19 protein-coding genes and 1 pseudogene are annotated in these 23822 nt (G+C 60.5%); 9 read left to right on the forward strand and 11 right to left on the reverse strand.

All coding sequences use genetic code 11. From position 1 onward, the window contains the following. The gene (locus tag A3C3_RS0118980; protein WP_022716162.1) at positions 1-1635 is read left to right on the forward strand and encodes an FGGY-family carbohydrate kinase; all 1635 of its coding nucleotides are present in this window, start codon (positions 1-3) and stop codon (positions 1633-1635) included. Positions 1636-1719: 84 nt separating this feature from the next. On the opposite strand, the gene A3C3_RS47130 is transcribed toward A3C3_RS0118980, so the two are convergent. Both A3C3_RS47130 and A3C3_RS38740 read right to left on the reverse strand, forming a co-directional pair. Next, positions 1720-2028, reverse strand: coding sequence for an iron chelate uptake ABC transporter family permease subunit (locus A3C3_RS47130; protein WP_280752699.1), 309 nt, complete (start codon positions 2026-2028; stop codon positions 1720-1722). Further along, positions 2008-2658 (reverse strand): annotated as a pseudogene (locus A3C3_RS38740) (ATP-binding cassette domain-containing protein); the annotation flags it as partial. The gene A3C3_RS47130 and the pseudogene A3C3_RS38740, both read right to left, overlap by 21 nt. A 184-nt stretch (positions 2659-2842) precedes the next feature. Here A3C3_RS38740 and A3C3_RS0118990 point away from each other — a divergent pair. The 7 genes from A3C3_RS0118990 (at position 2843) to A3C3_RS0119020 (ending at position 10475) form a co-directional block, all read left to right on the forward strand. Beyond that, positions 2843-4564 carry an ABC transporter ATP-binding protein gene (locus tag A3C3_RS0118990; protein ID WP_028739791.1) on the forward strand — a complete coding sequence of 574 codons (1722 nt, stop codon included), beginning with the start codon at positions 2843-2845 and terminating at the stop codon, positions 4562-4564. Between the two features lie 60 nt (positions 4565-4624). Beyond that, entirely contained in the window at positions 4625-5293 is a 669-nt protein-coding gene (locus A3C3_RS0118995) for a GntR family transcriptional regulator (RefSeq protein ID WP_022716165.1), read from the forward strand. A gap of 161 nt (positions 5294-5454) precedes the next feature. Next, positions 5455-6447: a biotin synthase BioB gene (bioB, locus tag A3C3_RS0119000; RefSeq protein WP_051154495.1), complete on the forward strand. Its 993-nt coding sequence runs from the start codon at positions 5455-5457 to the stop codon at positions 6445-6447. Then, positions 6444-7592 carry an 8-amino-7-oxononanoate synthase gene (locus A3C3_RS0119005; protein WP_022716167.1) on the forward strand — a complete coding sequence of 383 codons (1149 nt, stop codon included), beginning with the start codon at positions 6444-6446 and terminating at the stop codon, positions 7590-7592. Before bioB ends, A3C3_RS0119005 begins: the two co-directional genes overlap by 4 nt. Beyond that, positions 7589-8227, forward strand: a complete 639-nt coding sequence (bioD, locus tag A3C3_RS0119010; protein ID WP_022716168.1) for a dethiobiotin synthase — start codon at positions 7589-7591, stop codon at positions 8225-8227. Before A3C3_RS0119005 ends, bioD begins: the two co-directional genes overlap by 4 nt. Beyond that, positions 8224-9489, forward strand: coding sequence for an adenosylmethionine--8-amino-7-oxononanoate transaminase (locus A3C3_RS0119015; protein ID WP_022716169.1), 1266 nt, complete (start codon positions 8224-8226; stop codon positions 9487-9489). The genes bioD and A3C3_RS0119015 overlap by 4 nt, the downstream gene beginning before the upstream one ends. Beyond that, entirely contained in the window at positions 9486-10475 is a 990-nt protein-coding gene (locus A3C3_RS0119020) for a beta-ketoacyl-ACP synthase III (RefSeq protein ID WP_022716170.1), read from the forward strand. The genes A3C3_RS0119015 and A3C3_RS0119020 overlap by 4 nt, the downstream gene beginning before the upstream one ends. Positions 10476-10512: 37 nt before the next feature. Here A3C3_RS0119020 and A3C3_RS0119025 read toward each other — a convergent pair whose 3' ends face one another. The 6 genes from A3C3_RS0119025 to A3C3_RS0119050 form a co-directional block, all read right to left on the reverse strand. Beyond that, positions 10513-11499: an ABC transporter permease gene (locus tag A3C3_RS0119025; RefSeq protein WP_022716171.1), complete on the reverse strand. Its 987-nt coding sequence runs from the start codon at positions 11497-11499 to the stop codon at positions 10513-10515. Further along, a complete protein-coding gene (locus tag A3C3_RS0119030; RefSeq protein ID WP_022716172.1) occupies positions 11496-12476 on the reverse strand; it encodes an ABC transporter permease in 981 nt (326 codons plus the stop codon). Before A3C3_RS0119030 ends, A3C3_RS0119025 begins: the two co-directional genes overlap by 4 nt. Further along, a complete protein-coding gene (locus A3C3_RS0119035; protein WP_022716173.1) occupies positions 12473-14026 on the reverse strand; it encodes a sugar ABC transporter ATP-binding protein in 1554 nt (517 codons plus the stop codon). The genes A3C3_RS0119030 and A3C3_RS0119035 overlap by 4 nt, the downstream gene beginning before the upstream one ends. A 79-nt stretch (positions 14027-14105) precedes the next feature. Beyond that, on the reverse strand, positions 14106-15230 hold the full coding sequence (locus tag A3C3_RS0119040) for a sugar ABC transporter substrate-binding protein (protein WP_022716174.1): 1125 nt from the start codon (positions 15228-15230) through the stop codon (positions 14106-14108). Between the two features lie 607 nt (positions 15231-15837). After that, complete coding sequence (locus A3C3_RS0119045) at positions 15838-17205, reverse strand: sigma-54-dependent transcriptional regulator (protein ID WP_022716175.1); 1368 nt, start codon at positions 17203-17205, stop codon at positions 15838-15840. Then, positions 17202-19064 carry a sensor histidine kinase gene (locus tag A3C3_RS0119050; protein ID WP_022716176.1) on the reverse strand — a complete coding sequence of 621 codons (1863 nt, stop codon included), beginning with the start codon at positions 19062-19064 and terminating at the stop codon, positions 17202-17204. The genes A3C3_RS0119045 and A3C3_RS0119050 overlap by 4 nt, the downstream gene beginning before the upstream one ends. A gap of 247 nt (positions 19065-19311) precedes the next feature. Between A3C3_RS0119050 and A3C3_RS0119055 the strand changes: the two genes are divergently transcribed. Further along, positions 19312-20646, forward strand: a complete 1335-nt coding sequence (locus tag A3C3_RS0119055) for a dicarboxylate/amino acid:cation symporter (RefSeq protein WP_022716177.1) — start codon at positions 19312-19314, stop codon at positions 20644-20646. 360 nt (positions 20647-21006) lie between these two features. Here the strand turns inward: A3C3_RS0119055 and kdgD are convergent, their stop codons facing one another. The 3 genes from kdgD to A3C3_RS0119075 all read right to left on the reverse strand — a co-directional run bounded on the left by kdgD (position 21007) and on the right by A3C3_RS0119075 (position 23729). Next, on the reverse strand, positions 21007-21930 hold the full coding sequence (kdgD, locus tag A3C3_RS0119065; protein WP_022716179.1) for a 5-dehydro-4-deoxyglucarate dehydratase: 924 nt from the start codon (positions 21928-21930) through the stop codon (positions 21007-21009). A gap of 47 nt (positions 21931-21977) precedes the next feature. Continuing rightward, positions 21978-22958 carry a mannonate dehydratase gene (locus tag A3C3_RS0119070; RefSeq protein ID WP_022716180.1) on the reverse strand — a complete coding sequence of 327 codons (981 nt, stop codon included), beginning with the start codon at positions 22956-22958 and terminating at the stop codon, positions 21978-21980. Positions 22959-23027: 69 nt separating this feature from the next. Then, positions 23028-23729 carry a FadR/GntR family transcriptional regulator gene (locus tag A3C3_RS0119075; protein ID WP_022716181.1) on the reverse strand — a complete coding sequence of 234 codons (702 nt, stop codon included), beginning with the start codon at positions 23727-23729 and terminating at the stop codon, positions 23028-23030. Between the last annotated feature and the right edge of the window lie 93 nt (positions 23730-23822).

Here is a 23822-nt window from a genome sequence, read left to right on the forward strand (position 1 = left end):
ATGGCGCAGTTCTTTATCGGCGTCGATGTGGGTACAGGCAGCGCGCGGGCAGGGGTCTTCGACGAGTACGGCATTCTGCTGGCGGCTGCAAAACGCCCCATCTCGATCTGGCATGAGGCAGGTAGCATCGTCGAGCAATCGAGCGAGCAGATATGGAAAGCGGTCTGCGACAGCGTCAAGGAAGCTGTCACAGCGGCGGGAATTCCGCCTGCAGCTGTTGCCGGTCTGGGTTTTGATGCCACCTGTTCTCTCGTTGCAGTGACGACCGACGGCGCGCCGGTCGCCGTTGGTTTCTCCGGCGACCCCAATCGCAATATCATCGTCTGGATGGATCACCGTGCCGCCGGTGAAGCTGCGCAAATCAATGCCGGAGACCACAAGGTCCTGCGTTATGTCGGCGGGCGGATCTCCCCGGAAATGGAAACGCCGAAGCTTCTGTGGCTGAAGCGCAATCTGCCGGCCTCCTTTGCCGCTGCCGGTCACTTCTTCGACCTTGCGGACTATTTGACCTGGCGCGCAACCGGCTCGCTCAGCCGGTCGGTCTGCACGGTCACCTGCAAATGGACCTTTCTTGCCCACGAGAACCGTTGGGATGCACGGTACTTCGAGGCGATCGGGCTCGAAGAATTGGCAGCCGAAGGCTTTTCCAGGATAGGCACGGACATCGTCGATCCCGGCACGGCGCTGGCAAATGGGCTCACCGAACAAGCCGCCGCCGATCTCGGATTGACGGTCGCAACGCCGGTCGGAGCTGCACTGATCGATGCGCATGCGGGCGGTGTCGGCACGCTCGGCGGGGCCGAGGCAAGCGGCCATTCGGATGTCAGAAACAGGCTTGCCTACATCTTCGGTACATCAGCCTGCTCGATGGTCTCAAGCGACAACGCGGTATTCGTCGATGGCGTCTGGGGGCCATATTTTTCGGCCATGGTGCCAGGACTCTGGCTGACGGAAGGCGGGCAGTCAGCGGCAGGTGCTGCCATAGACCATCTTGTAACGATGCATCCCGCATCCGGTGAAGCACAGGCGAAAGCGGGAGCCGCGGGCGTGTCTCTTGTTCCATGGCTTGACGGGCAAGCCACCGAGATGTGCCCGGACCTTGGGCGCGCCGTCGAGCTTGCCAAGTCTCTTCACGTCGTGCCGGAGTTTCTCGGAAACCGGTCACCGCATGCCGACCCCGACGCGCGGGCAGTCGTCGCCGGCCTCGGACTTGATACAGACATTTCCGACCTGATTTCCCTCTACATCGCCGGCCTCTGCGGAATCGGCTACGGCCTCAAGCAGCTGCTCGAAAAACTGGCGCAGGACGGCATTACGCTTGACCTGATCGTTGCCAGCGGTGGTGCGGCGCAAAGCAATCTCGTGCGCCAGATTCTGGCCGATACGACGAATCTGCCCGTGGCGATCGCCGACACCGAGGAGCCTGTGCTGCTCGGTGCGGCAATGCTCGGGGCCGTCGCTGGCGGACATCATCATTCCCTGCCGGAAGCGATGAAGGCGATGTCGCGTCTCTCCAAAACTTTCCATCCGTCCGGTGGCGCGATTGCGGCTCTGCACAATAGCAGGTACCGGGCTTTCGAACTGCTGCAGTCCGCAGACCGGAATGTCCGTTCGCTTTCATTGGCAGGCGATTGATCGCTTCGCTGCTAAAGGCTAAAGGCGATGTCTATCGGGAGCGGCTCATTGCGATCAGAAAGAACGGGCCGCCGGCGAGTGCTGTCAGCAGACCCACGGAAAAATGATGGTTCTCCCCGCCCAATCGGCCGCGATCAATATGAGTGCACCGTAGAGGGCGGATGCGAATATTTCGCCGGCCGGTCTTCGGAAACCCGTCATTCTCGCAAAGTGCGGCGCCATCAGCCCGACGAAGCTGAGCGGCCCGATCAGCAGCGTGGCGACGGCTGTCGGGATCGCGATGAGGCAAAGGAGGATAGCGCGAACGGCAACGACACCGAGGCCCAGCGAGCGCGACACGGTTTCGCCAAGCGGCAAGACGGCGAGCCAGCGGATCAGGCGCCCGGAATGCAGCGCGACGATTTCGTCGCAGAATCGCGCCGCCATGTTGACGTCGTGAAGCACGGCGATGACGCTGAGGCCCTTCTCGCGCGCGAGTGTCTGGGTGAGCGCCAGCACTTCGAGTTGATGGCCGATGTCGAGTGCCGAGATGGGTTCGTCAAGCAGTAGGCAATCGGCATCTTGGGCTACAAGCATGGCCAGCCAAACGCGTTGGCGCTCGCCGCCCGACAGCGTATCGACAAGCCTGCCGGCCAATGAGGCGGTGCCTGTCAGTTCCAGCGCCTCGGAAGCCTTGGTGCGATCCGCTTCCGCGAAGCGGTCGAGCGCACCATGCCAAGGGTAGCGGCCGAGCGCGACAAGTTCCTTGACGAGCATCCCCGGCGCTGCCGGCGTCTGCTGCGGCAAATAGCCGAGGCGGCGCGCAAAGGCGCGACCCGGCCATTCGGCAAGGGCCTTGCCTTCGAAGCGTATCGTGCCGGAAGAAGGCTGTTGCTGGCGGGCGAGAAGCTTCAGCAGCGTCGATTTTCCGGAACCGTTATGGCCGATCAACCCGACCGTTTTGCCGGCTTCAAAATCCAGCGTCAGCGGATGCAGCAGCGTACGGCCTTCGATGACGAAGCTGACGCCTTGAAGACAGAGCATGGAAATGGTGCCCGCGTCGGAACCTTTCGCCTTAGCGGCAGTTGCCGGTTTCTTATCAACATGCAATGTGATGCACAGCGCCTATTGGCTCTCGTCGAAAAATATGAGAATGCGAATCATGTTTCGCATCAATGCGCGCTTATCGTCAATGCCGCCGCTTAAATTCACTCCCTTAAAGGTCGAAATGCTCCGCCGTTTCTTTTCCTATTACAGGCCCTATCGCGGCCTCTTCGTGCTGGATTTCAGCTGCGCGATCATCTCCGGCCTGCTTGAGCTCGGCTTTCCGATGGCTGTGAAGCTGTTCGTCGATCGGCTTCTGATCGGTCAGGACTGGCTGCTCATTTTATTGGCGTCTGCTGGTCTTCTGGTGGTTTATGCGATCAACACCGGCCTGATGGCGATCGTCACCTATTGGGGTCACATGCTCGGCATCAACATCGAGACCGACATGCGCCGCGCGGCCTTCGATCATCTTCAGAAGCTTTCCTTCAGCTATTACGACAATCAGAAGACCGGCCATCTGGTCGGCCGTCTAACGAAGGATCTCGAAGAGATCGGCGAGGTGGCCCATCACGGTCCGGAGGATCTCTTCATTGCGGTGATGACTTTTGCCGGCGCACTCATCTTGATGCTGACTGTCAATTGGCAACTCGCGCTCATCACCGCCATCATCGTGCCGCTGACGGCATGGGTGACCAGCCGTTACGGAACCCGGATGACGAGGAATTCGCGGGCGCTCTTCGGGCGCGTCGGCGATTTCAACGCCCGGATCGAAGAGAGCGTCGGCGGCGTCAGGGTCGTGCAGGCCTTCGGCAACGAGGACCATGAACGGGCTCTCTTCGAAAATGACAATCAAAGCTACCGGAAGACGAAACTCGAAGCCTACCGCATTATGGCTGCCAGCACGTCGTTGAGTTACATGAGCATGCGGCTGACGCAGATGATCGTGATGATCGCCGGCAGCTATTTCGTTCTGGCGGGCGAGCTGACGGCCGGGGGTTTCATTGGTTTCCTGCTTCTCGTCGGCGTCTTCTTCCGGCCCGTCGAGAAGATCAACTCGGTTATCGAGACCTACCCGAAAGGCATTGCCGGTTTCCGGCGGTTTACCGAACTGATCGACACAGAACCCGATATCGAGGATGCGCCCAACGCGGTCGAAGTCGATCATTTGAAGGGCGAAATCGCCTATCGCGACGTGTCTTTCGCCTATAGCAGCGGAAAGCCGGCGCTTAAGCATGTCAATCTGACGATCAGGGCAGGTGAGACGGTTGCATTCGTCGGCCCCTCTGGCGCAGGAAAGACGACGATATGCTCGCTGCTGCCACGTTTTTATGAAGTGGGCGACGGCGCAATCTCGGTGGACGGCATCGACATCCGCCATATGAAACTCGCCTCGCTCAGACGTCAGATCGGCGTCGTGCAGCAGGATGTCTTCCTGTTCGCAGGAACGATTCGCGAAAACATCGCCTATGGAAGGCTGGACGCCGGCGAAGCCGATATCGTCGAGGCGGCCATGCGCGCCAAGCTTGACGACATGATCGCGTCGCTGCCAAACGGCCTGGATACGATGATCGGCGAACGCGGCGTCAAATTGTCGGGTGGCCAGAAACAGCGCCTGGCAATTGCCCGCATGTTCCTGAAGAACCCGCCGATCCTCATCCTTGACGAGGCGACGTCGGCGCTCGACACAGAGACCGAACGTCAGATACAGCAATCGCTGGCCAAGCTTGCCGAAGGCAGGACGACGCTGATTATTGCGCACCGGCTGGCAACAATACGCGATGCGGACCGGATCGTTGTCGTCGACGGCTCACGTGTTGTGGAAGAGGGTTCGCATGTCGAGTTGCTAAAGCGGCGCGGCCATTACAGGCGCCTATACGATGCCCAGCTTGCCACCAGTTCTTGACCGCGGCCATGAGGCGGTTGCCGTCTCGACAGTCGTGGCGAAGCGAATTATCTATAAAAAATGACCGATCACAGTGACGAGACAATTGCCGCGCGGATAAGCCGCGTACTTGCTGACCGGATCGTGACAGGACAGCTCGCCCCCGGCTCCAAACTCAAGCAGGATCATATCGCCGAAGAATTTGGCTCCAGCCATGTACCAGTGCGCGAGGCACTTCGGCGGCTGGAGGCGCAGGGGCTTGCAATCAGCGAGCCGAGGCGAGGCGTCCGCGTTGCGTCATTCGATCTTGCAGAAGTGCAGGAAGTAGCGCGCATGCGCGCTGCGCTTGAAGTTCTGGCGCTTCGCCATGCTGCTCCCCACCTGACGCCGTCCATCCTCGATCAGGCCGAGCGCGCCACCCTTGAGGGCGACCAGGCCGTTGATGTTCGCGGTTGGGAAGCTGCAAACAGGCGCTTTCACCGGCTGGTGCTTTCGCCTTGCGGGATGCCGCGCCTGTTGGCGGCAATCGATGATCTGCACGCTGCGAGCGCGCGATTTCTTTTCGCGACGTGGAACTCGGGCTGGATGACACCCAAGGACCGCGATCATCGAGCGATCCTAGGGTTTCTTCGCGAGGGAGAAACCGAACACGCGGCCACTGTCCTGGAACGGCACGTTCAATGGATCGGCCGACGGCCGGCAAGAAGTGGCGGTGCCGCTGACGCCGAGCGTTTCGCGATCGTCGGCTGAGCAGGCCGTTTTCCCATCGCTGCAATCTGTCGCTAGCGGAAAATTCGCCTCTGCACTTGCCTTATGTTGCGCTGCATTATTATAGATAAAGCTGGAAGATATCTATATGGCAACGCATCCATAAGGGAGGACCTGGTTCGATGCAGGCTGAAACGGCTGATTTGAATGGTGCATACGAGATTGCAGAGCCACTTTCCACTCGGCATCGGGCTGACGAAGCAGAAATTATCTATAATTTGCCGTTCAACGATCTCCTTTTTCGCGCTCACAGCGTTCATCGCGAAAACTTTGATCCGAACGCTGTCCAGATGAGCCGTCTGCTGTCCATCAAGACCGGCGGCTGCGCCGAGGACTGCGGCTACTGCAGCCAGTCAGCCCATTATCCGACCGGGCTCAAGGCCTCGAAGCTGATGGAGGTCGAGCGTGTCCTTGCTGAAGCGCGCAAGGCAAAGGAGGGCGGCGCAACCCGCTATTGCATGGGCGCGGCATGGCGCAGCCCGAAGGATCGCGACATGGATGCGATCGCTGCCATGGTTAAGGGCGTCAAGGCGCTGGGCATGGAAACCTGCATGACGCTCGGCATGCTGACGCCGGCACAGAGCGCTGCGCTCGCGCAAGCGGGGCTTGACTATTACAACCACAATATCGACACCTCCGAACGCTTCTACGGCGAGATCATAACCACGCGGACATTTGCCGACCGTTTGGAGACACTGTCGAATGTTCGCGACGCCGGCATCAAGGTCTGTGCCGGCGGCATCCTAGGGATGGGAGAGACGGCCGCCGACCGCATCACGATGCTGGTGACGCTTGCCAATCTGGCCGTGCCTCCCGAGAGCGTGCCGATCAACATGCTGATCCCGATCCCGGGTTCGAAGCTTGCCAATGCCGACCCCGTCGATCCGATCGAGTTCGTGCGAACGATCGCTCTGGCTCGCATTTTGATGCCGGCCTCGCACCTGCGGCTTTCGGCGGGACGCTCCGATATGAGCGATGAGATGCAGGCCCTCTGTTTCTTCGCCGGTGCCAATTCCATCTTCGTCGGCGATACCCTTTTGACAGCCGACAATCCAGGGGAGGACCATGACAGCGCACTGTTTCGCCGCCTCGGTCTGAAGCCGATGAAGCTGGACGGCGGGGAGATGGCCCCATGAGGTTTGCGGGCCTTGTCCGCTACGAGCGGACCCTGGCCGGCTTCGAGCGGAAGGGCCGCGCCCGGGCGCTGATCGGCCAGAGCGGTATCGATTTCACGTCGAACGACTATCTGGGGCTTGCTCAATCGGAGCGCCTTAAGAACGCGATTGCCGAAGCGATCGGGCGCGGCGTTGCGGTCGGGGCAGGGGGGTCGAGGCTGCTGCGGGGCAATCATCCCGAGCACGAAGCGCTCGAGGAGCAGGCAGCCGCATATTTCGGAACCGAAAGGGTCGTCTATTTCGGCAGCGGCTACGCAGCCAACGTCGCTGTCTTTTCGACCCTTCCGCAGCGCGAGGACATCATCGTCCACGATGCCTTGATCCATGCAAGCGCGCATGAGGGGATCGCGGCGAGCAAGGCACGGGCGATGTCGGTCGCCCACAACGATGTTGCCGCCTTCGATGAGGCGATCAGGAGATGGCGCCGGTCAGGTGGCACTGGCCGGGCGTGGATTGCCGTCGAGAGCCTCTATTCCATGGACGGCGATCGCGCACCGCTTGCTCAACTTGCAAGCATTGCGAATGCGCATGATGCCTTCCTGGTCGTGGACGAAGCGCATGCAACCGGTGTCTTCGGGCCGGGGGGGCGCGGTTTTTCGGCAGGTCTGGAAGCGCGAGACAACCTCATCGTCCTTCACACCTGCGGCAAGGCGCTCGGTGTTGCCGGAGCGCTGCTTTCTGCAAGCGCTGTCATTTGCGACTACCTCGTCAACCGCGCCCGCGGTTTCATCTATTCGACGGCGCCATCGCCGTTGATGGCGGCTGCTGTTGGCGAAGCGTTGCGTATTCTCGAGGACGAGCCGCAGCGGCGCGCGGAGCTAGACAAGCTGCGGGCCTTTGCAAACTCCGCGCTTGCGGCTGCGACCGGTGCCAAAGGCAGCGGATCCCAGATCCTGCCGGTGATGATCGGCGACAATGCGCGCGCCGTTGCGATTGCCGCGCAGATGCGCGACCAGGGCTTCGACATCAGGGCAATCCGCCCGCCGACCGTGCCGGAGGGGACAGCGCGGCTGAGAATCGCAATCACGCTTAACGTGGATTCCAGCATGATTTCCAGCATGTTCGAGCAGCTTGCAGCCGTCCTGGCGGCGGAGGAGCGGTCATGACGAAGGCTTGCGTCGTCACCGGGACGGATACCGGCATCGGCAAGACGTGGTTCGCCGCTGCCCTGACGCAGGCACTGGATGGCTATTACTGGAAGCCGGTGCAGGCGGGTCTTGAGGAAGAGACAGACAGCCAAGCTGTCGCGCGGCTGGGCGGCATTTCTCCGGCACGGATCATCCCGGAGGCTTACAGGCTGAAGACACCAGCATCTCCGCATCTCTCCGCCAGGCTCGATCGCGTGTCGGTCGAGCCCGAGCGACTGATCCTTCCTGAAACCGACCACCCTCTGGTCGTGGAAGGGGCGGGCGGCCTTTTGGTGCCGCTTACGGACCGACTGTTGTTCGCGGATGTTTTTGCCCGTTGGCAGGTCCCCGTTATTTTGTGCGCGAGGACCACGCTTGGAACGATCAATCATACGCTGCTATCGCTGGAGGCGCTGAAGCGCCGCGCCATGCCGATCCTCGGTGTTGCTTTCATCGGTGACGAGAACGCCGAAACGCAGCGGGTCATCGCCGAGATTGGAGGCATTCGGTCGCTTGGCCGCCTGCCGTGGTTGTCTGGTCCAACGCCCAAGACATTGCAGGAGGCGTTCGCCGAAAACATCGATATTGGACGCATCAAGGCAGCTCTGGCATGACGCATTCTCGCGTATGGCATCCCTTCACCCAGCACGCGATCGAACCGCGCATGAAGCCGATCGTTGAGACGGCAGGCGCCTACCTTATCGATGAGGACGGCAATCATGTTCTTGACGCGATCTCATCGTGGTGGGTGATCACCCACGGCCATCGGCACCCTGCCATCATGGGCGCAATTGGTGCTGCCGCCGGACGTTATGACCAGCTGATCTTCGCCGAATATACGCATGCGCCGGCCGAAGAGCTGGCTGAAGGGCTGGTCGCCGTTGCACCGCCCGGACTGGCCCATGTCTTTTATTCCGACAGCGGATCGACCGCAGTCGAGGTCGCGCTGAAGATGGCGCTCGGTTTTTTCCATAACAATGGCGAGCGGCGCAATCGCATCGTCGTCATGGAACATGCCTATCACGGCGATACGATCGGCACGATGTCGGCCGGTGAGCGCGGCGTGTTCAATGCCGCCTACGAACCGCTGCTTTTTGCTGTCGACCGGCTGCCTTTCCCAGAGGCCGGCCGCGAGCAGGAAACTCTCGATGCCTTCGAAAGCTACTGCCGGTCGGGCGAAGTCGCAGCTCTTCTGATCGAGCCGCTCGTCCTCGGGGCGGGCGGCATGAAGATCTATGCGCCGTCGCTCCTTGCGAGCCTCAAGGAGGTTGCAGAGCGTTGCGGGACGCTTCTCATTGCCGATGAAGTGATGACCGGTTGGGGGCGCACCGGAACGCTTTTTGGCTGTGAGCAGGCAGCGATCACCCCGGACATCCTCTGTACGTCGAAAGGCCTGACGGGAGGCGCTCTACCGCTGGCGGCGACGTTGTGCACGGCGGAAATCTTCGACGCGCACCTCTCCACTGACCGGCGCAGAACCTTCTTTCATTCGAGTTCCTACACAGCCAATCCGATCGCCTGCGCAGCAGCGGTTGCCAATCTTTCCGTCTGGCGGGATGAGCCGGTGCAGGCACGACTTAACGCTCTCGCGGAAGCGCATCGAGCGCATCTGACCCGCTTTTCGAACGACGGACGTTTCCGCAATGTACGGCAAATCGGCACCATCGCGGCTCTTGATCTCGATGTCGTGGCGGGCGGGTACTTGGCAGAGGTCGGGCCGAGGCTGCGCGCTTTCTTCCGCGAACGTCACCTGCTCATCCGGCCGCTCGGCAACGTCATCTACCTGATGCCGCCCTATTGCATCACGGCCAAGGAGCTCGATCGCGCCTATGAAGCGATTGAAGAAGCCGCCTTTCACTTCAGGGTGTCGGCATGACCGCGGCGAGGGCTTCACGGCTGGCGGGCTTCGGGCACAGCGTGCCGGCGCGACGGGTCGAAAACGGCGAGATTGAGAGGGCGCTTGGGCTCGATCCCGGCTGGATCGAACGCCGTACAGGCATTCGTGCCAGGCACTGGGCGGAAGAGGGCGACACTTTGAGCGGGCTTGCGACCCGCGCCGGGGCCATGGCCCTTAGCGATGCCGGCGTCGAACGGGCCGAAATCGCCTTGACGCTGCTTGCAACCTCGACCCCCGACCATTTGCTGCCGCCGTCAGCGCCCCTGCTTGCCCATCGCCTCGGTCTTGCAAATTCCGGAGCGATCGATCTTGCAGGCGCCTGCTCGGGCTTTCTTTACGCGCTGACACTTGCCGACGGCTTTGTTCGAAGCCAAGCAAGACCGGTACTCGTCGTTGCCGCAAACATCTTAAGCCGGCGGATCAACCCGGCCGAACGCGCGAGCTCGGTTCTGTTTGCCGACGCAGCCGGTGCGGTCGTGCTTTCGCCATCGGTCGAGCCCGGCACCGGTCTCCTCGGCGTCGATCTTACGTCCGATGGAAGCGGTTACGACCTGATCTCGATCGCTGCCGGCGGCAGCAACCGCCCGTTTGCGCCGGGGATGAGGGCCGAGGACTTTCTTATGACGATGCGCGACGGACGTGAGGTGTTTTCGCGTGCCGTCGAGATGATGACGGCTTCTTCGCTGCGGGCGCTCGAGCGCGCGGGCATGATCACGCCGAATATCAGCCGCTTCGTGCCGCACCAGGCCAATACGCGAATCTTCAGCGCGGTGGGCGAGAGGCTGGGTATCTCGGACGTCAAAACCGTCAGCACAATTGCCGACTACGGCAATTCATCTGCCGCGACCATTGCCCTGTCCTTGTCGATTGCCAAGGAGAAACGGCCGTTTGCATCGGGCGAGGCGGTGCTTCTAACGGCTGCAGGCGCCGGATTGACCGGTGGTGCCTTGGTTTTGGGATTTTGAGAGGTTTGCCACCGGATAAATCCCGTAGGGCCGCGGGTCACCGGTTGGCAGGGCTGCGGCCGTAAAGCAGCAGCATGGCGATGATGACCACGCCGTAGATGATCTGCCGTCCTGCCTCCGGCATCTGCATGACCGAGAGGATCGATTGCAGGAGGGTGATTAAGATCACGCCGGCGACTGTGCCGAGGTAGGAGCCCCTGCCGCCGAGAATGGATGTTCCGCCAAGGACGACGGCGGCGATCGAGGGCAAAAGATAGGCATCGCCCATCGATTGGGCCGCCTTCGACGCATAGCCGGCAAGCAGGGCGCCGCCAAAGGCGCTAAGGGCACCGGAGGCGATGAAGGCGATCAGCACGATCCGGCGGGTGTTGATGCCGGAAAGATAGGCCGCGCTCTCGCGGTTGCCGATGCCGTAGACGGAGCGGCCGAATGTCGTGCGCGTGAGGGCAAAGACCGTGCTGGCACCGATCACGGCCCAGATAAGCACGGCATTGGGTATGCCGGGGAGAAGAAAGCCGGTTGCCAGATAACGCATGGCAAATGTAGCCGAATCCTGTGGCGAGAAACCACCGGTATAAAGGACCATCAACCCCTGAGCGACGGCGTTGGTCGCAAGGGTGATGATCATTGAGGGAATGCGCAGATAAGCGACGCCGATCCCGTTGGCGAGGCCGATTGCCATGCCGCAGACAATTCCGAAGGGAATAGCAAGCATCTCGCCTGCAGGGCCATATGCGGCCGCAGCACAAGCCATCATTCCGCCAACGGCGACCGACCAGGGAACGGAAAGATCGATCTGGCCGAGTAGGATGACGATCATCATGCCGGTGGCAATGACGCCAAGGAAGGATGCCACTTTCAACTGCTGCAGGAGATATTCGGGGGACAGGAAACTCGTCGAATAAAAACTGCCGATGATCAGCAAAAGGATGATGCAGCCGAAGGCCGTCGCGATCGCCGGATCGAGCCGCCGCACGATTTTAGGCAGAGAGGTCACCTGCTCTTCTCGCGTTACGTTGCTCATCCGAACCACTCCAGGCGATTGCGGACGCGGAACAATCCGAAGGCTCCGAGGCTGACGGCGACGAGCAGCACCACGCCCTGAAACAGAGGCTGCCATAGCGGATCGAAATCGAAGACGAAAAGCAGGTCGCCGATGGTGCGGAAGGCGAGCGCTCCGAATATCGCACCGATCGCGCTGCCCTTGCCGCCAAAAAGGGATACGCCGCCAAGGACGACCGAGGCGATCGAGAAAAGCGTGTAGGCATTGCCGCTTGCAAGGGCTGCCTCGCCTGTGAAAGTGAAGAATGTGAGAAACAGACCGCCGATCGAGGCAAGAAGGCCGGCCAGCGCATAGGCAGTAAACTTGGCACGGCGGATCGGTAGACCGGACATATAGGCTGCGGTCTCCGACGAGCCGGATGCATAAGCCGTTCGTCCGATGATCGAGCGGCTGAACGGCACCCAAATGATGAGAACGATGGCAGCCAGGGCAACCAGGCTGGCGGGCACAGTGCCGAAAATCTTTCCGGTCATGATATCTGCCAGTTCCTCATTAACCGAGCCGCCGGGAAAGGGCCGCAGCAGCAAGGCGATCCCGAAGAAGACTGCACCCGTCGCGATGGTGGCGACAATCGGCTGCAATCTCCCATAAATGACGATCAGGCCGTTCAATGCCCCGCAGAAAAGACCGGTGGCCAGAACGGCGATCACGCCGAAGGACGTTTCGATCGCCGTTCCAAGAACGATCCAGGAGGCCAGCGCATTGGTAAGGATGAAGATCATGCCGACCGAAAGGTCGATGCCCGCCGTGATCACGACCAGCGTCTGCGCCATCGCGACAAAGGCAAGCAGAACACCCTTGTTAGCGGCGGTCTGCACGACGTTGGCCGTTAAGCCGGCCGGATGATTGGAGACATAGATGGCAAACATGACGAGGAAAATACCGGCTGCCATCAGCGTGCTGCGCCGTTCGTTCAACCGGTAACGCCATTCCTTCATGCCGCGCTCTCCGCCTTCTCGCCCTCGACATTGAGCGCGCTTGCGACCAAAGCATGCTGTGTAATGCCGTCGTCCCTCAGTTCGCGCACGATGCTGCCGTTATAAAACACGAGAACGCGATCGCAGCAGCCGATCAGTTCATCGTAATCCGTCGAATAAAAAAGGATGGCCGCGCCTGCCTCGGCAAGCCGCCGCAGCAACTGGTAAATTTCCTGTTTGGTGCCGACATCGATGCCGCGTGTGGGGTCGTTGAGCAGCACGATCCGGGGCCGGCGCATCAGCCACTTGGCAATGACGACCTTTTGCTGATTGCCGCCAGAAAGCGCGCCGACCGGAATGTCGAGGCCTGCCGTCTTGATCGCCAGCAACTGCACCATCTCGTCGATCAGCTGTTCTTCCTTTTGCCGGTCGATGACGCCACCCCTGGATACCCGGTCCAGCACCGCGAAGGAGAGATTTTCCCGAACCGTCATCGGCAGCATCAATCCTTCGGTCTTGCGGTCCTCGGGGATCAGGGCCATGCCGATATGCTTTGAGCGTGCGACTGCCGGACTGGTGAGTGCGACGAGCTTGCCATCGACAAGGACGGAGCCGGTGGTCCCGCGAAGCACGCCGAAAAGGGCAAGCAGCATTTCGCGCTGTCCTTGCCCGTCCAGACCGCCAAGGCCGACCACCTCGCCTCTGCCGACGGTAAGAGAAATGTCGCGCAGGCTGTCCCCCCAGCGGAGCTTGCGGCACTCAAGAGGGGGAGGAGCCGTATCGGCTGCCGCTCGCGCCGGCTTCGGCGGGAAGGCGCTGGAATATTCACGGCCGATCATCATTTCGACGATCTCGCTGCCGCTGCGCGTTCCGGCCGCGAAGCTCATGACATTGCGGCCATTGCGCAAAACCGTGCATTCATCGGCCAGTTCGGCGATCTCTTGCATGCGGTGTGAAATGTAAAGCAACGCCAAGCCCTCGGATCGTAGTCGCCTCAGGACGGAAAAAACCTTGGCGACATCAGCCGCCGTCAGCGCCGACGTTCCTTCGTCGAGAATAAGAATGCGCGGCTTCCATGCGAGCGCCTTGGCGATCTCGACCAGTTGCCGACGCGACAATGACAAATCCTTGATCAGCGCCCGCGGATGGATGTCTTCGGCGCCGGCCCGGGCCAGCATCTCCTCTGCGATCGCACGCTGGGCCCTGCGATTGATCAGGCCGAAATGGCGCGGCGGCGCGGCGATGCAGATGTTGTCGGCAACGCTCAGATCGGGAATGAGCGAAAGCTCCTGGAACACACAGGTGACCCCGGCAGCGGAGGCTTCGGCGGGGGACCTGAAGCTGACCTGGCGTCCGTCCAGCAACATTTGGCCTTCATCGGGCGCGACGACACCTGCCATGATCTTGATAAGGGTCGACTTTCCGGCGCCATTCTCGCCGAGAATGGCGTGAATCCGTCCGGGTCTTACGGCAAGTTCGGCATTTTCCAGTGCGTGAACGCCGCCGTAACGCTTCGAAACACCGCTCATCTGGAAGAGGGGCGTTGCCGCCGGTATTTCTGATGTGATCATAAGGTTCCTCGAAACCGGTTTTTCTGGCGCGTCGCGGGTACCCGCGACGCGCCGTTCAAGCGAGCGGCTTGGACCCGGTCTACTGGTTTTCCTTCGACTGCCCCATGATCTCCTGCGCGGTGAAGTTGATGCCGCAGGTCGGGAAGGCATTGCCGACGAAGAAGTTGTCGGATTGATCGGGATAGAAGTCCTGGCCTTCCTTGAAGTCTGGGTCTTCAACAATTGCCAGCGGCAGCTTGATGGATTGCGGCACGACCTGTCCTTCAAGCGCAGCAATCGCCGTCTTGATGGCAACCGCCACCTGTGCGGGCCCCGTACCGGCCGACGAGCATTTCAGTCCCTCGGCGGCATGCTTGGCGCAGAACTTGCGAAAGCCGTTTTCCGTCTCTCCCCCGAAAGGCACAAACGGATGTCCGGCATCGATCATCGCCTGTACGACGCCGGTATCGCCGCCCTGCGCGGTGATGCCGTCAAATTTCTTGTGCACCGCAATTGCGTCAGCGGTCGCCTTTTGTGCTGTCGGATCGTCCCATTTTCCGAGCACTTCGACGACATCCCATTTCTTGCCGGTCGCAGCGAAGGTTTCGTGAATGCCGTTGTGACGGTCGGTATCGACCGAGGTGCCGGCAACGCCGCGCACTTCGAGAACCTTGCCGCCGTCAGGCAGGTGCTTTGCCAGCCAGTTTGCCCACAATACGCCGAGGCCCTTCTGGTCGACGTTGACGTTGATTGCGTCTTCGGTGTCTAGGATATTGTCGAAGGCGACCAGGACGACGCCGGCCTGCTTGGCGCGCTTGATGACCGGTCCGAATGCCGTCGGGTTCTGCGCATTGACGACGATGGCGTCATAGCCTGAATCGATGAAGTTGTTGATTGCCGAAATCTGCGCAGGCACGTCCTCGCCGGTCGAAACGACCTTGAACTCCTTCAGTTTTGAGGCGACATCCGGCTGCGCGGCATAGGCTTTCGCCGTCTGGATCATCTGGATGCGCCAGGTATTGGCGATATAGCCGTTGGCGAGCGCTATGCGGTAGGGGCCGTCCTTCTTTGGAAACTTGAAGAACTTGGTTTCTGCCGTCCACGGCACGAAGCAGTCAGCTTCGGCCGCAGGCCCGCTGACGATTTCCGGCTCTGCAAGGGCCGTGGCGTGGGAAAGCGTGAATGCAGCCGCGGCCAGGATGCCGCCGACCAATGTCTTGTACATCGAATCCTCCCATTGTTGCCGTGCTTGGACTGGCATCGAATGGGTGTCGGCATCATCGACGTTCCGCTGCGGATTGTTTTCTGCAGTCGGGTGCCGGTCCGGCAAGGCATGTCGATACGCTATCCAGATGACGTCAGACGGGCTCCTCTCCCCTGCGTCATGCCGGCGATGCTAGCGCTGCCAACCATGATTGTAAAGCGGCCTGTAATGACCTGCTCTGTCAGGGATTCCTGCGATTCAGAAGCATTGGATTTTTGAGCAGTCGATGTCTAAACCGAGATTGATGGCGGGTCTTTTGCTGCGGCCTTTACGTGGCGCGGACGTTTAGCCGGCACTGGATATGCCACAACCTAGCGGCGCGGATGAAGGCCGTCTGTGCCCAGGTGGCCGTGGTGGAAACACGGCCGAGCGCTTTGCGGGGATCGGGGCCTGTTTGGAGGCATCGCGCATCAGGCAAAACGCGGTGCAGCCATATTGGGTTTCAATCTTGCCAAACACGAAGAGCTTGCGGAAGCGTTGCGCGGCAAACTCTGGCCGGCCAGTTTTGAGGCACTGCTATCCTAGACGGGCCGGACGCGGCTGCTCCGGTGGAATTTGCTAGCTCCGTCTAAATCTGCCCGGATTTGGATGCTGCGAATTGACTGCGGACGATGCCGTGGCGCTGGAGCTTGTCGTAAAAAGTCTTGCGCGGTATGCCGAGCTCCGCAATCGTGCGGCGGACGTCGCCGCCATTGGCATCGAGCGCCTCTCGGATGATGCTGGCCTCATAGCGGTCCAGTCTCTCGGGCAGGGGAAGCACTTCGCCGGTCTCAGGTGCCGACGGTGGTGTACTTGCCGGTAACTGCTCAACGCCGAGGACGAAGCGTTCGGCAAAGTGCGACAGCTCGCGCACGTTGCCTGGCCAGTCGTGACCTTGCAAATGACGTTGAACGGCTGACGAGATCGCCGGAACGTCGCGTTTGAACCGGGACGCCGCGCGTTCGGCAAAATGGCCAAAGAGGAGGGGGATGTCGTCTCGGCGCTCTCTAAGCGGCGGGATCGAGATCGTCACCACATTGAGCCGGTAATAGAGATCCTCACGAAAATCCCCACGCTGTTCGCGGTCTCCAAGATCCACCTTTGCGGCGGCGACGACGCGCAGGTCGACGGGCCTGACCTCATTGGTGCCTAGGGGCGTCACTTCCCGCATCTCGAGAACGCGCAGCATGTGCACCTGGGTCGACGGCGGCATGCTCTCGATCTCGTCGAGAAAAAGCGTGCCGCCGCTTGCATGCTCGATGCGCCCGACGCGTTTCTTTTGCGCTCCGGTAAAGGCGCCGGGTTCATGGCCAAAGAGCTCGCTCTCTATGACCGTCTCGGGCAGCGCCCCGCAGTTGAGCGCAACGAAATTGCCCGACGCTCTGCGGCTCCATCGATGCAGCAGGCTGGCGACCACCTCCTTACCGCTGCCGGTCTCGCCGGTGACGAGCACGTCGACCTCGGTATCGGCGATCTGGCGCAAGGTCCGGCGCAGCCGCTCCATGGTCGGTGTCTGGCCGATCAGCGGCAGGTCGTCCCGAGCTTGGTCGGCGGCCCGGCGGAGCGCCCTATTTTCCAGAACGAGGCCGCGCTTTTCCACCGCCCTCTTGACTGCTTGGACCAGCCTGTCGGTTGCAAACGGCTTGGTGATGAAGTCGTAGGCGCCGTCCTGAATGGCCTTCACCGCCATTGGAATATCGCCGTGGCCGGTGATCAGGATGACCGGCAGGTCCTCATCTTCCTTCCGCACGCGATCGAAAAGCTGCAGGCCGTCAATCTGCGGCATGCGGATATCGGAAACGATCGCGCCTGCAAAATCGGCGTTAAGGGCACCGAGCGCTTCACTTGCCACCGAAAAGGCTGAAACCTTAAAGCCCGCAAGCTCCAAGGTTTGCTTGGTGGCCCGAAGAAGGTCCTTGTCATCGTCGATCAGAAAGATCGATAACGCATCCCTCATGCCTTTGCCCTCACAAGGTGGACTGTAAAACATGTGCCGTTGCCGCTGCTTGTGACATCGATCCGGCCGCCGTAATCGGCAACGATGTCCTTTGAAATGACAAGTCCGAGGCCCAAGCCTTTTTCCTTGGATGTATGGAACGGCGTAAAAAGAGTGTCGAGAATTGCCGGTGGAATGCCGGGTCCATTATCCGAAACGGTGATGGCGACCTGCTCTGGCGTTTCTGCAACGGATATCTCTACCTTCGCGTCGTCGCGGCCTTCGAGCGCCTCAAGGGCGTTCTGGAAGAGATTGATCAGGATCTGCTCCAGCCGGATTCGATTGCCCATGACGAAGAGTCCCGGTGGCGGCGTTCGGATGTCGAGTGCGTTCAACTGCCCGGCAAACCGGCTCTTCAGCAGGACGACGGCGCCTTCGATGATGGTGCTGAGCTCAACGGGTTCGGCAGCCGTCCTCCCCTTGCGCGCAAAGGCTTTCAATTCCTCGGTAATCGTGCCAATTCTTTCGGTGAGCTGAGCAATGGCGCCCAAATTCTCCTCGGCCGGACTTGGCTCTTGCCGCTGCAGGAAGACGCGGGCGTTATCTGCGTAAGCGCGGATCGTGGCAACCGGCTGATTGATCTCATGGGCGACGCCGGCTGCAACCTGCCCGAGGATGGCGAGCCGGTTCGCCTGCACGAGCTCCTGTTGTACGATTTGAAGCTTCGCCTCCGTATCGCGATGATCGGAAATTTCCGCCTGCAAGCGATCGCGAGCACGGCTCAATTCATCTGTCCTGGCAACGACCCGGCGCTCCAGTTCCTCGCGCATGGCCTGTTCGCTGGCGATCCTCATCACGGAGACCTGCCGCCGTCTCAGCAAAAAGGCCGCGATTGCAAGAACCGGCAGCAAAAACGCCAGTGCGAGAAGCCGCATCTCCCGCACAGCCGACGCGACCGGCACTTCGGTTGGAACTAAATATTCCAGCCGCCATGGCGTCGTCGGAACGGCCGCAAAGAGGCGCAGATACTGGGCCTCTCCGCCGCCGGGCAGGACGGCAGAAACAATGGATGCGTCCGGGCTGATGGTTGACGGATGCATGATGGGAAGCTCTGCCAGTGGTGCATCTCCGAACTGCAGACTGCTTCGAATGGATGCAAGATCCTGCTGCGGTACCGGCCCGGTGGTCATGAAACGCCAGGAAGGAATGCTCGTGATCAGAACGACCCCATGGTTGTCCGTCACGTAAACGGGCCTGTTTGCGTCACGCCAGTCGTTTTCCAGGCGGTCGAATTCCATTTTGACGACCACGACGCCGAGCGGAGCTGCCGCGCTGCCGACCCTGCGGGAGATGTAAAGGCCGGGACGTTTGCTGACGCTGCCAAGCGCGAAGTGTTCCGCCGTGCCTTGATCCATCGCGCGACGGAAATAGTCACGGAACGCGTAGTCGTTTCCGACGAAACTGATCGGCTCGCGCCAGTTGCTTGAGGAGACGGCTATCCCGTCCGGACCGATGACATAAAGCACGGCGGCTTGCGTGCCGGTGACGAGCCGCTCCAGCTTGCGGTTCAAGAGATCGGTCGTGCCGCTCTTTGCAGACGAAAGCGCGTCGAGAACCTGTTGATCCTCCGAAAGAAGAAGCGGCAGGGCGCGAGGGCGCTCCAGAACGGCCGTCAGCAAGGCGACCTTGAGATTGGCGTCGGTGCGGGCCTGGCTTTCCAGCCCTTCGATCGCCGACCGGCGCCCGTAAAGTTCGGCGCCCACGAGCGCAGCCGCAATCAGGATCGCAGATGCGGCTAAGAACAGGATCCAGGCACGGCGCGCCTGCCGAATGACGTCCGGCGGGGTTCGAACGTTGTCTGTGGTTGATCGCTGAAGCATGACGGAGAATGTGCGCAATCTCGCACAATGGTCAAATCACTTTGTGCGAAAAGACGCCCAAGCGAGTTCGCTTTCGCGAGCGGCTTTTCAAGAAGATGCGAAAAAACAGCACTTTAGAGGCATGAACGCAAACTGGCACACCTGTTGCAAAGTGTCTGCAAACAGCCGGGTGGCTGTTGAATTACCAGATATCCGCATCATCCGCCCCGGGAGGCCATTGTCGGTTTGGGGCTTTATGGAGGACACTATGGGTGTAGCAATTCCAGCCGCGCCGGCGCGCGGCAAAGTTCCATTCTACCGGCATCTCTACGTGCAGGTCGTTTTCGCCATCTGTGCAGGCATGCTGCTCGGGCACTTCTACCCCGAGGTCGGCACGGCGCTGAAACCGCTTGGCGATGCCTTTATCAAGCTCGTCAAGATGATCATCGCGCCGGTCATTTTCCTGACGGTGGCAACCGGTATCGCCGGCATGTCCGATCTGCAAAAGGTCGGGCGCGTCGCCGGCAAGGCGATGATCTACTTCCTCGTCTTTTCGACGCTCGCACTTGCCGTTGGCCTTGTCGTTTCCAACGTCATCCAGCCGGGTGCAGGCATGCATATCGATCCGGCCACGCTCGACGCCAAGGCGGTGGCAACCTATGCCGAAAAAGCCCATGACTCGACCATTACCGGCTTCTTGATGAACATCATCCCGACGACCATCGTCGGTGCTTTCGCCGACGGCGACATCCTGCAGGTGCTGTTCTTCTCGGTACTGTTCGGTATTGCGCTGGCCATGGTCGGCGACCGCGGCCGGCCGGTCGTGGATTTCCTGCAGGCTTTGACGACGCCGATCTTCCGCCTCGTGGCGATCCTGATGAAGGCGGCCCCCATCGGAGCCTTCGGCGCGATGGCCTTTACGATCGGCAAATATGGCATCGGTTCGATCGCCAACCTTGCCATGCTCATCGGCACGTTCTATCTGACATCGCTGCTTTTCGTGCTGGTCGTGCTCGGCGGGGTTGCCCGCTACAACGGCTTCTCGATCCTGGCGCTGATCCGCTACATCAAGGAAGAACTGCTGCTTGTTCTGGGTACGTCGTCGTCGGAAGCAGCCCTTCCCGGCCTCATGGCGAAGATGGAACAAGCCGGCTGCAAGCGCTCCGTCGTCGGGCTGGTGATCCCGACCGGCTATTCCTTCAATCTCGACGGAACCAACATCTACATGACACTGGCAGCCCTGTTCATCGCCCAGGCGACGGACACGCCGCTGTCCTTCGCCGACCAGATCCTGCTCTTGCTGGTCGCCATGCTGAGCTCTAAGGGTGCTGCAGGCATCACCGGTGCGGGCTTCATCACGCTCGCTGCCACGCTCTCGGTCGTTCCCTCGGTTCCCGTCGCCGGCATGGCGCTCATCCTCGGCATCGACCGCTTCATGTCGGAATGCCGCGCGTTGACGAATTTCGTCGGAAACGCAGTCGCCACCGTTGTCGTCGCGCGCTGGGAGAACGAACTGGACCAGACGAAGTTTGCTGCGGCAATGGCCGGTGAGCTGCCGGAGAGTGGTGACGTGACCGTGCCGGCACTGCAGGCTGCCGAATAAAGACTGAGCTGTCACCGATCGAGAAGTCGCCGCGCTCTGCAGAGGGCGCGGCTTTCCCGCCTCCACAAAGGCGAAAAAGGCAGCTTTCTCTGGTTCGTCAATCCGACGCGCAACGCGCAGGCGACCGGGGTCGAGCTTGCCGAGGGAATGGGAACGTTTACCGGCGAAAGAGCGTCAATGGCCATCGACTGGAGCCACTATGGCGGCCAGATCGAAATCTCGCCGCGCGAGGGCTGATCCTGCCGTTGGGCTAAAAGCCTGGTCAGCAGACGCCCGCGCGGGTCCAATTATGCCGCGCGGCCGTTCTTGAAGAGGTGGTTCAGGACGGCTGGGAGGGCACCGTATAGCCCTGCTGCCTCTTCATTCCGCTGCGATTTTCTCGATGTCGTTTGCCTGAACGATACGCTCAAGCAGCGCCGTTTCTTCCGGACTGAGATCAATAAGTGGCGGACGAACGGGGCCGGGGTCCCGGTCAAGCACCCGCAGCCCGGCCTTGATGATCGAGACCGCGTAACCCTTCTTGCGATTGCGCAACGCCACAAAGGGAAAGAAGAAATTCTTGAGGATCTCGTCGACAACAGGCTGATTGCCTGTGCGAAGCGCCTGATAGCAACGCTGGGCGAGCGCCGGTACGAAATTGAACACGGCCGAGGAGTAAGTGGTGACGCCGGCTGCAAAATAGGCCTGCGCATACACCTCATGCGTCGGCATGCCGCCGACATAGACCAGACGGTCCTGAAGCTTGGTTGTGATCTCGATCACCTTGTCGACATCACCTACGCCGTCTTTAAAGCCGATGAGGTTCGGGCACTCATCGCAAAGCCTTGCAATGCTGTCCGCCGTCAAGACCGCATTGTCGCGGTTATAGACGATGACACCGATGCCGACCGACTTGCAGACGGCCCTCACATGGTTGATGAGGCCGGCTTGTTCGCTGAACATCAGATAGGGCGGCAAAAGCAATAAACCGTCTGCGCCGGATTTTTCGGCGGATTTCGCGATGTCGATTGCAAGCGAGGTGCCGTATCCGGCGCCGGAGATGATCGGTGTTTTCCCAGCCGATCCTTTTGCCGCCGCCACGACGGAAGGAATTTCCTGCGGATTGAGCGAAAAGAATTCGCCGGTACCGCCCGCGGCGAACAACGCGGCTGCGCCATAGCCGGCCAGCCATTCGATGTGTTTGCGGTAAGCATCCTCGTCGAATTTGAGATCTTGATGGAAATGTGTGACGGGGAAGGAGAGAAGTCCGCTGCCCACCGCGCGCTTGAGTTCAATTGGATCCATTGTTCATTCCCGTTTGAAGTTCATTGATGAAGGGATGCGGCATCGGCTTAAATAGACGATGTCTCGAGCGCTTCGATGAGCGCTGCGATGTAGCCGTAGCAAAAGGCAAAGGCGACGCCGGAAGGATCCCTGCCGCTGATCGTCGGGACGTGGTCGGGCATCAGCATGTATTTGTAGCCGACCTCTTTGTAGATCCGTGCAGAGCGGACCATGTCCATGTCGCCCTCGTCGGGGAAGGTTTCCATGAAGGACAGCTTTCCGCCTCTGATGTTGCGGAAGTGGACATTGAAGATTTTTCCGCGCGTTCCGAACCAGCGGATGATGTCATCGATTTCTTCACGCGGGTTCTCGAGCATCTCACCGATCGACCCCTGGCAGAAATTCAGTCCGTGATAGGGGCTTTCGTGCATGGTCACGAATTTCTTCAGGCCGTCGACCGTCCCAAGGACGCGGGTGACGCCGCGATAACCGGGGGGCGTGTAGGGATCATGCGGATGGCAGGCGAGCCGCACGCGATTGGTTTCGGCAACCGGCACGACACGCTTGAGGAAATAATCGATTCTTTCCCAGTTTTCGTCCTCAGAAAGCTCCCCGGCAAGGCCCGGCGCCGCCGCCTGATTGGCTTTTTCCCAGCGAAAGGCCTCGTTCATCGAGCCGCCGCGGCCCGGTTCCATCGGCGTGCGGGGGATGCCGATCAGATTGAGGTTGTACTTCGCCGCGGGAATGCCTGCCGCGGCAATATCCTCGATCAGTCTGCAGACGGCATCGATCTGACGATCACGCTTAGGACCGGCAAGAAGAATATCTGGATAAGAGGCGTTCTCAATCGGCCGCGAGGGAAGGGGCAACTGGACCATATCGAGAATCAATCCGAAGCTCTCGACCTTGTCGCGGTGGCGTTCCAGGTCATCAAGGGTCCAGCTCGCAGGCGGTCCAGGCGGGTCGGCGCAGATATGCTTCAGCCCGAGCTGTGCGAAAACACGGAAATCGTCGTCGTCGCGAACCGCGACCTGGGTGCCAACATACATGGTTTGAAATCCTCTCCAATTCAGCAATGTCGTATGACATAATATGAATTTCGAAAGGTGTCGAGTATCTTATTGCTGTTCGGCCAGCATCCGGTAGCGCCGCTGGCTGGCAAGCAAATGCGCACGCATGGCCTGCCGCGCCCGCTCGGGCTCCTGATCCGCAATGGCCTCAAGGATCTCGATGTGTTCTGCGTGAACCTTGTCGAGGTAGGCGCGATCATGAGCCTCGGGCAGCGTCGGGAACTGCCCCCTGGGAATGGAGCGAGGCCCGAAATGCCGCAAAACGTCGACATAGAAGCGGTTATTCGTCGCTGCCGCGATCGCCATGTGAAACTCGTAATCTGCTTCAACGGTGGGGGCGCCATCTTCGATCATCTGGGCCATCTTGCGGTTGGCTGCACGGATCGCAGCCTCTTGTTCAGCTGTTCTTCGATAGGCCGCAATGGCTGCCGCTTCTCCCTCTGCGGCCATGCGAAATTCAAGCAATTCAAGGGTTTCCGGGATGCTCTTGATTTCTACCGGCGTTAACGAAAATGCCTTTTGTGCGGATGGATTGCTGACGAACACTCCCTTTCCCTGGATCGGCCGGACATAGCCGGCTGAGCGAAGATCAGCGATAGCTTCGCGAACAACGGTGCGGCTTACGCCGAAAGTCGCCTCCAGTTGCGGCTCGGTGGGCAACTGGTCGCCCTCTTTGAGCTTTCCTGATTCGATCTGGGCACGCATCTGATCGATCAGCTGCTGTGCAAGTCTTTCCCGGCTCCGTCGCATTCTTATATCCCAACCCCTCACAGCGCCTGTCGCAAATGCCCAGGGGCGGCTCTTGCCAACCCGCGGGAAGTTCTGTAAATCATAATACGACAT

It is taken from the genome of Rhizobium mongolense USDA 1844 (assembly GCF_000419765.1).
Taxonomy (GTDB): Bacteria; Pseudomonadota; Alphaproteobacteria; order Rhizobiales; family Rhizobiaceae; genus Rhizobium; species Rhizobium mongolense.

Excerpts from the sequence above, each read along its gene's own strand:
- A3C3_RS0119015 (WP_022716169.1), top strand. The coding sequence starts at position 8,224 with ATGACGCATTCTCGCGTATGGCATCCCTTCACCCAGCACGCGATCGAA.
- A3C3_RS0119070 (WP_022716180.1), bottom strand. The coding sequence starts at position 22,958 with ATGTATGTTGGCACCCAGGTCGCGGTTCGCGACGACGACGATTTCCGT.
- A3C3_RS0119075 (WP_022716181.1), bottom strand. The coding sequence starts at position 23,729 with ATGCGACGGAGCCGGGAAAGACTTGCACAGCAGCTGATCGATCAGATG.
- A3C3_RS0119050 (WP_022716176.1), bottom strand. The coding sequence starts at position 19,064 with ATGCTTCAGCGATCAACCACAGACAACGTTCGAACCCCGCCGGACGTC.
- A3C3_RS0119025 (WP_022716171.1), bottom strand. The coding sequence starts at position 11,499 with ATGAGCAACGTAACGCGAGAAGAGCAGGTGACCTCTCTGCCTAAAATC.
- A3C3_RS0119020 (WP_022716170.1), top strand. The coding sequence starts at position 9,486 with ATGACCGCGGCGAGGGCTTCACGGCTGGCGGGCTTCGGGCACAGCGTG.
- A3C3_RS0119005 (WP_022716167.1), top strand. The coding sequence starts at position 6,444 with ATGAGGTTTGCGGGCCTTGTCCGCTACGAGCGGACCCTGGCCGGCTTC.
- A3C3_RS0119030 (WP_022716172.1), bottom strand. The coding sequence starts at position 12,476 with ATGAAGGAATGGCGTTACCGGTTGAACGAACGGCGCAGCACGCTGATG.
- A3C3_RS0119040 (WP_022716174.1), bottom strand. The coding sequence starts at position 15,230 with ATGTACAAGACATTGGTCGGCGGCATCCTGGCCGCGGCTGCATTCACG.
- bioD (WP_022716168.1), top strand. The coding sequence starts at position 7,589 with ATGACGAAGGCTTGCGTCGTCACCGGGACGGATACCGGCATCGGCAAG.
- A3C3_RS0119035 (WP_022716173.1), bottom strand. The coding sequence starts at position 14,026 with ATGATCACATCAGAAATACCGGCGGCAACGCCCCTCTTCCAGATGAGC.
- kdgD (WP_022716179.1), bottom strand. The coding sequence starts at position 21,930 with ATGGATCCAATTGAACTCAAGCGCGCGGTGGGCAGCGGACTTCTCTCC.
- A3C3_RS0119045 (WP_022716175.1), bottom strand. The coding sequence starts at position 17,205 with ATGAGGGATGCGTTATCGATCTTTCTGATCGACGATGACAAGGACCTT.
- A3C3_RS0119055 (WP_022716177.1), top strand. The coding sequence starts at position 19,312 with ATGGGTGTAGCAATTCCAGCCGCGCCGGCGCGCGGCAAAGTTCCATTC.
- A3C3_RS0118980 (WP_022716162.1), top strand. The coding sequence starts at position 1 with ATGGCGCAGTTCTTTATCGGCGTCGATGTGGGTACAGGCAGCGCGCGG.
- A3C3_RS0118990 (WP_028739791.1), top strand. The coding sequence starts at position 2,843 with ATGCTCCGCCGTTTCTTTTCCTATTACAGGCCCTATCGCGGCCTCTTC.
- A3C3_RS0118995 (WP_022716165.1), top strand. The coding sequence starts at position 4,625 with ATGACCGATCACAGTGACGAGACAATTGCCGCGCGGATAAGCCGCGTA.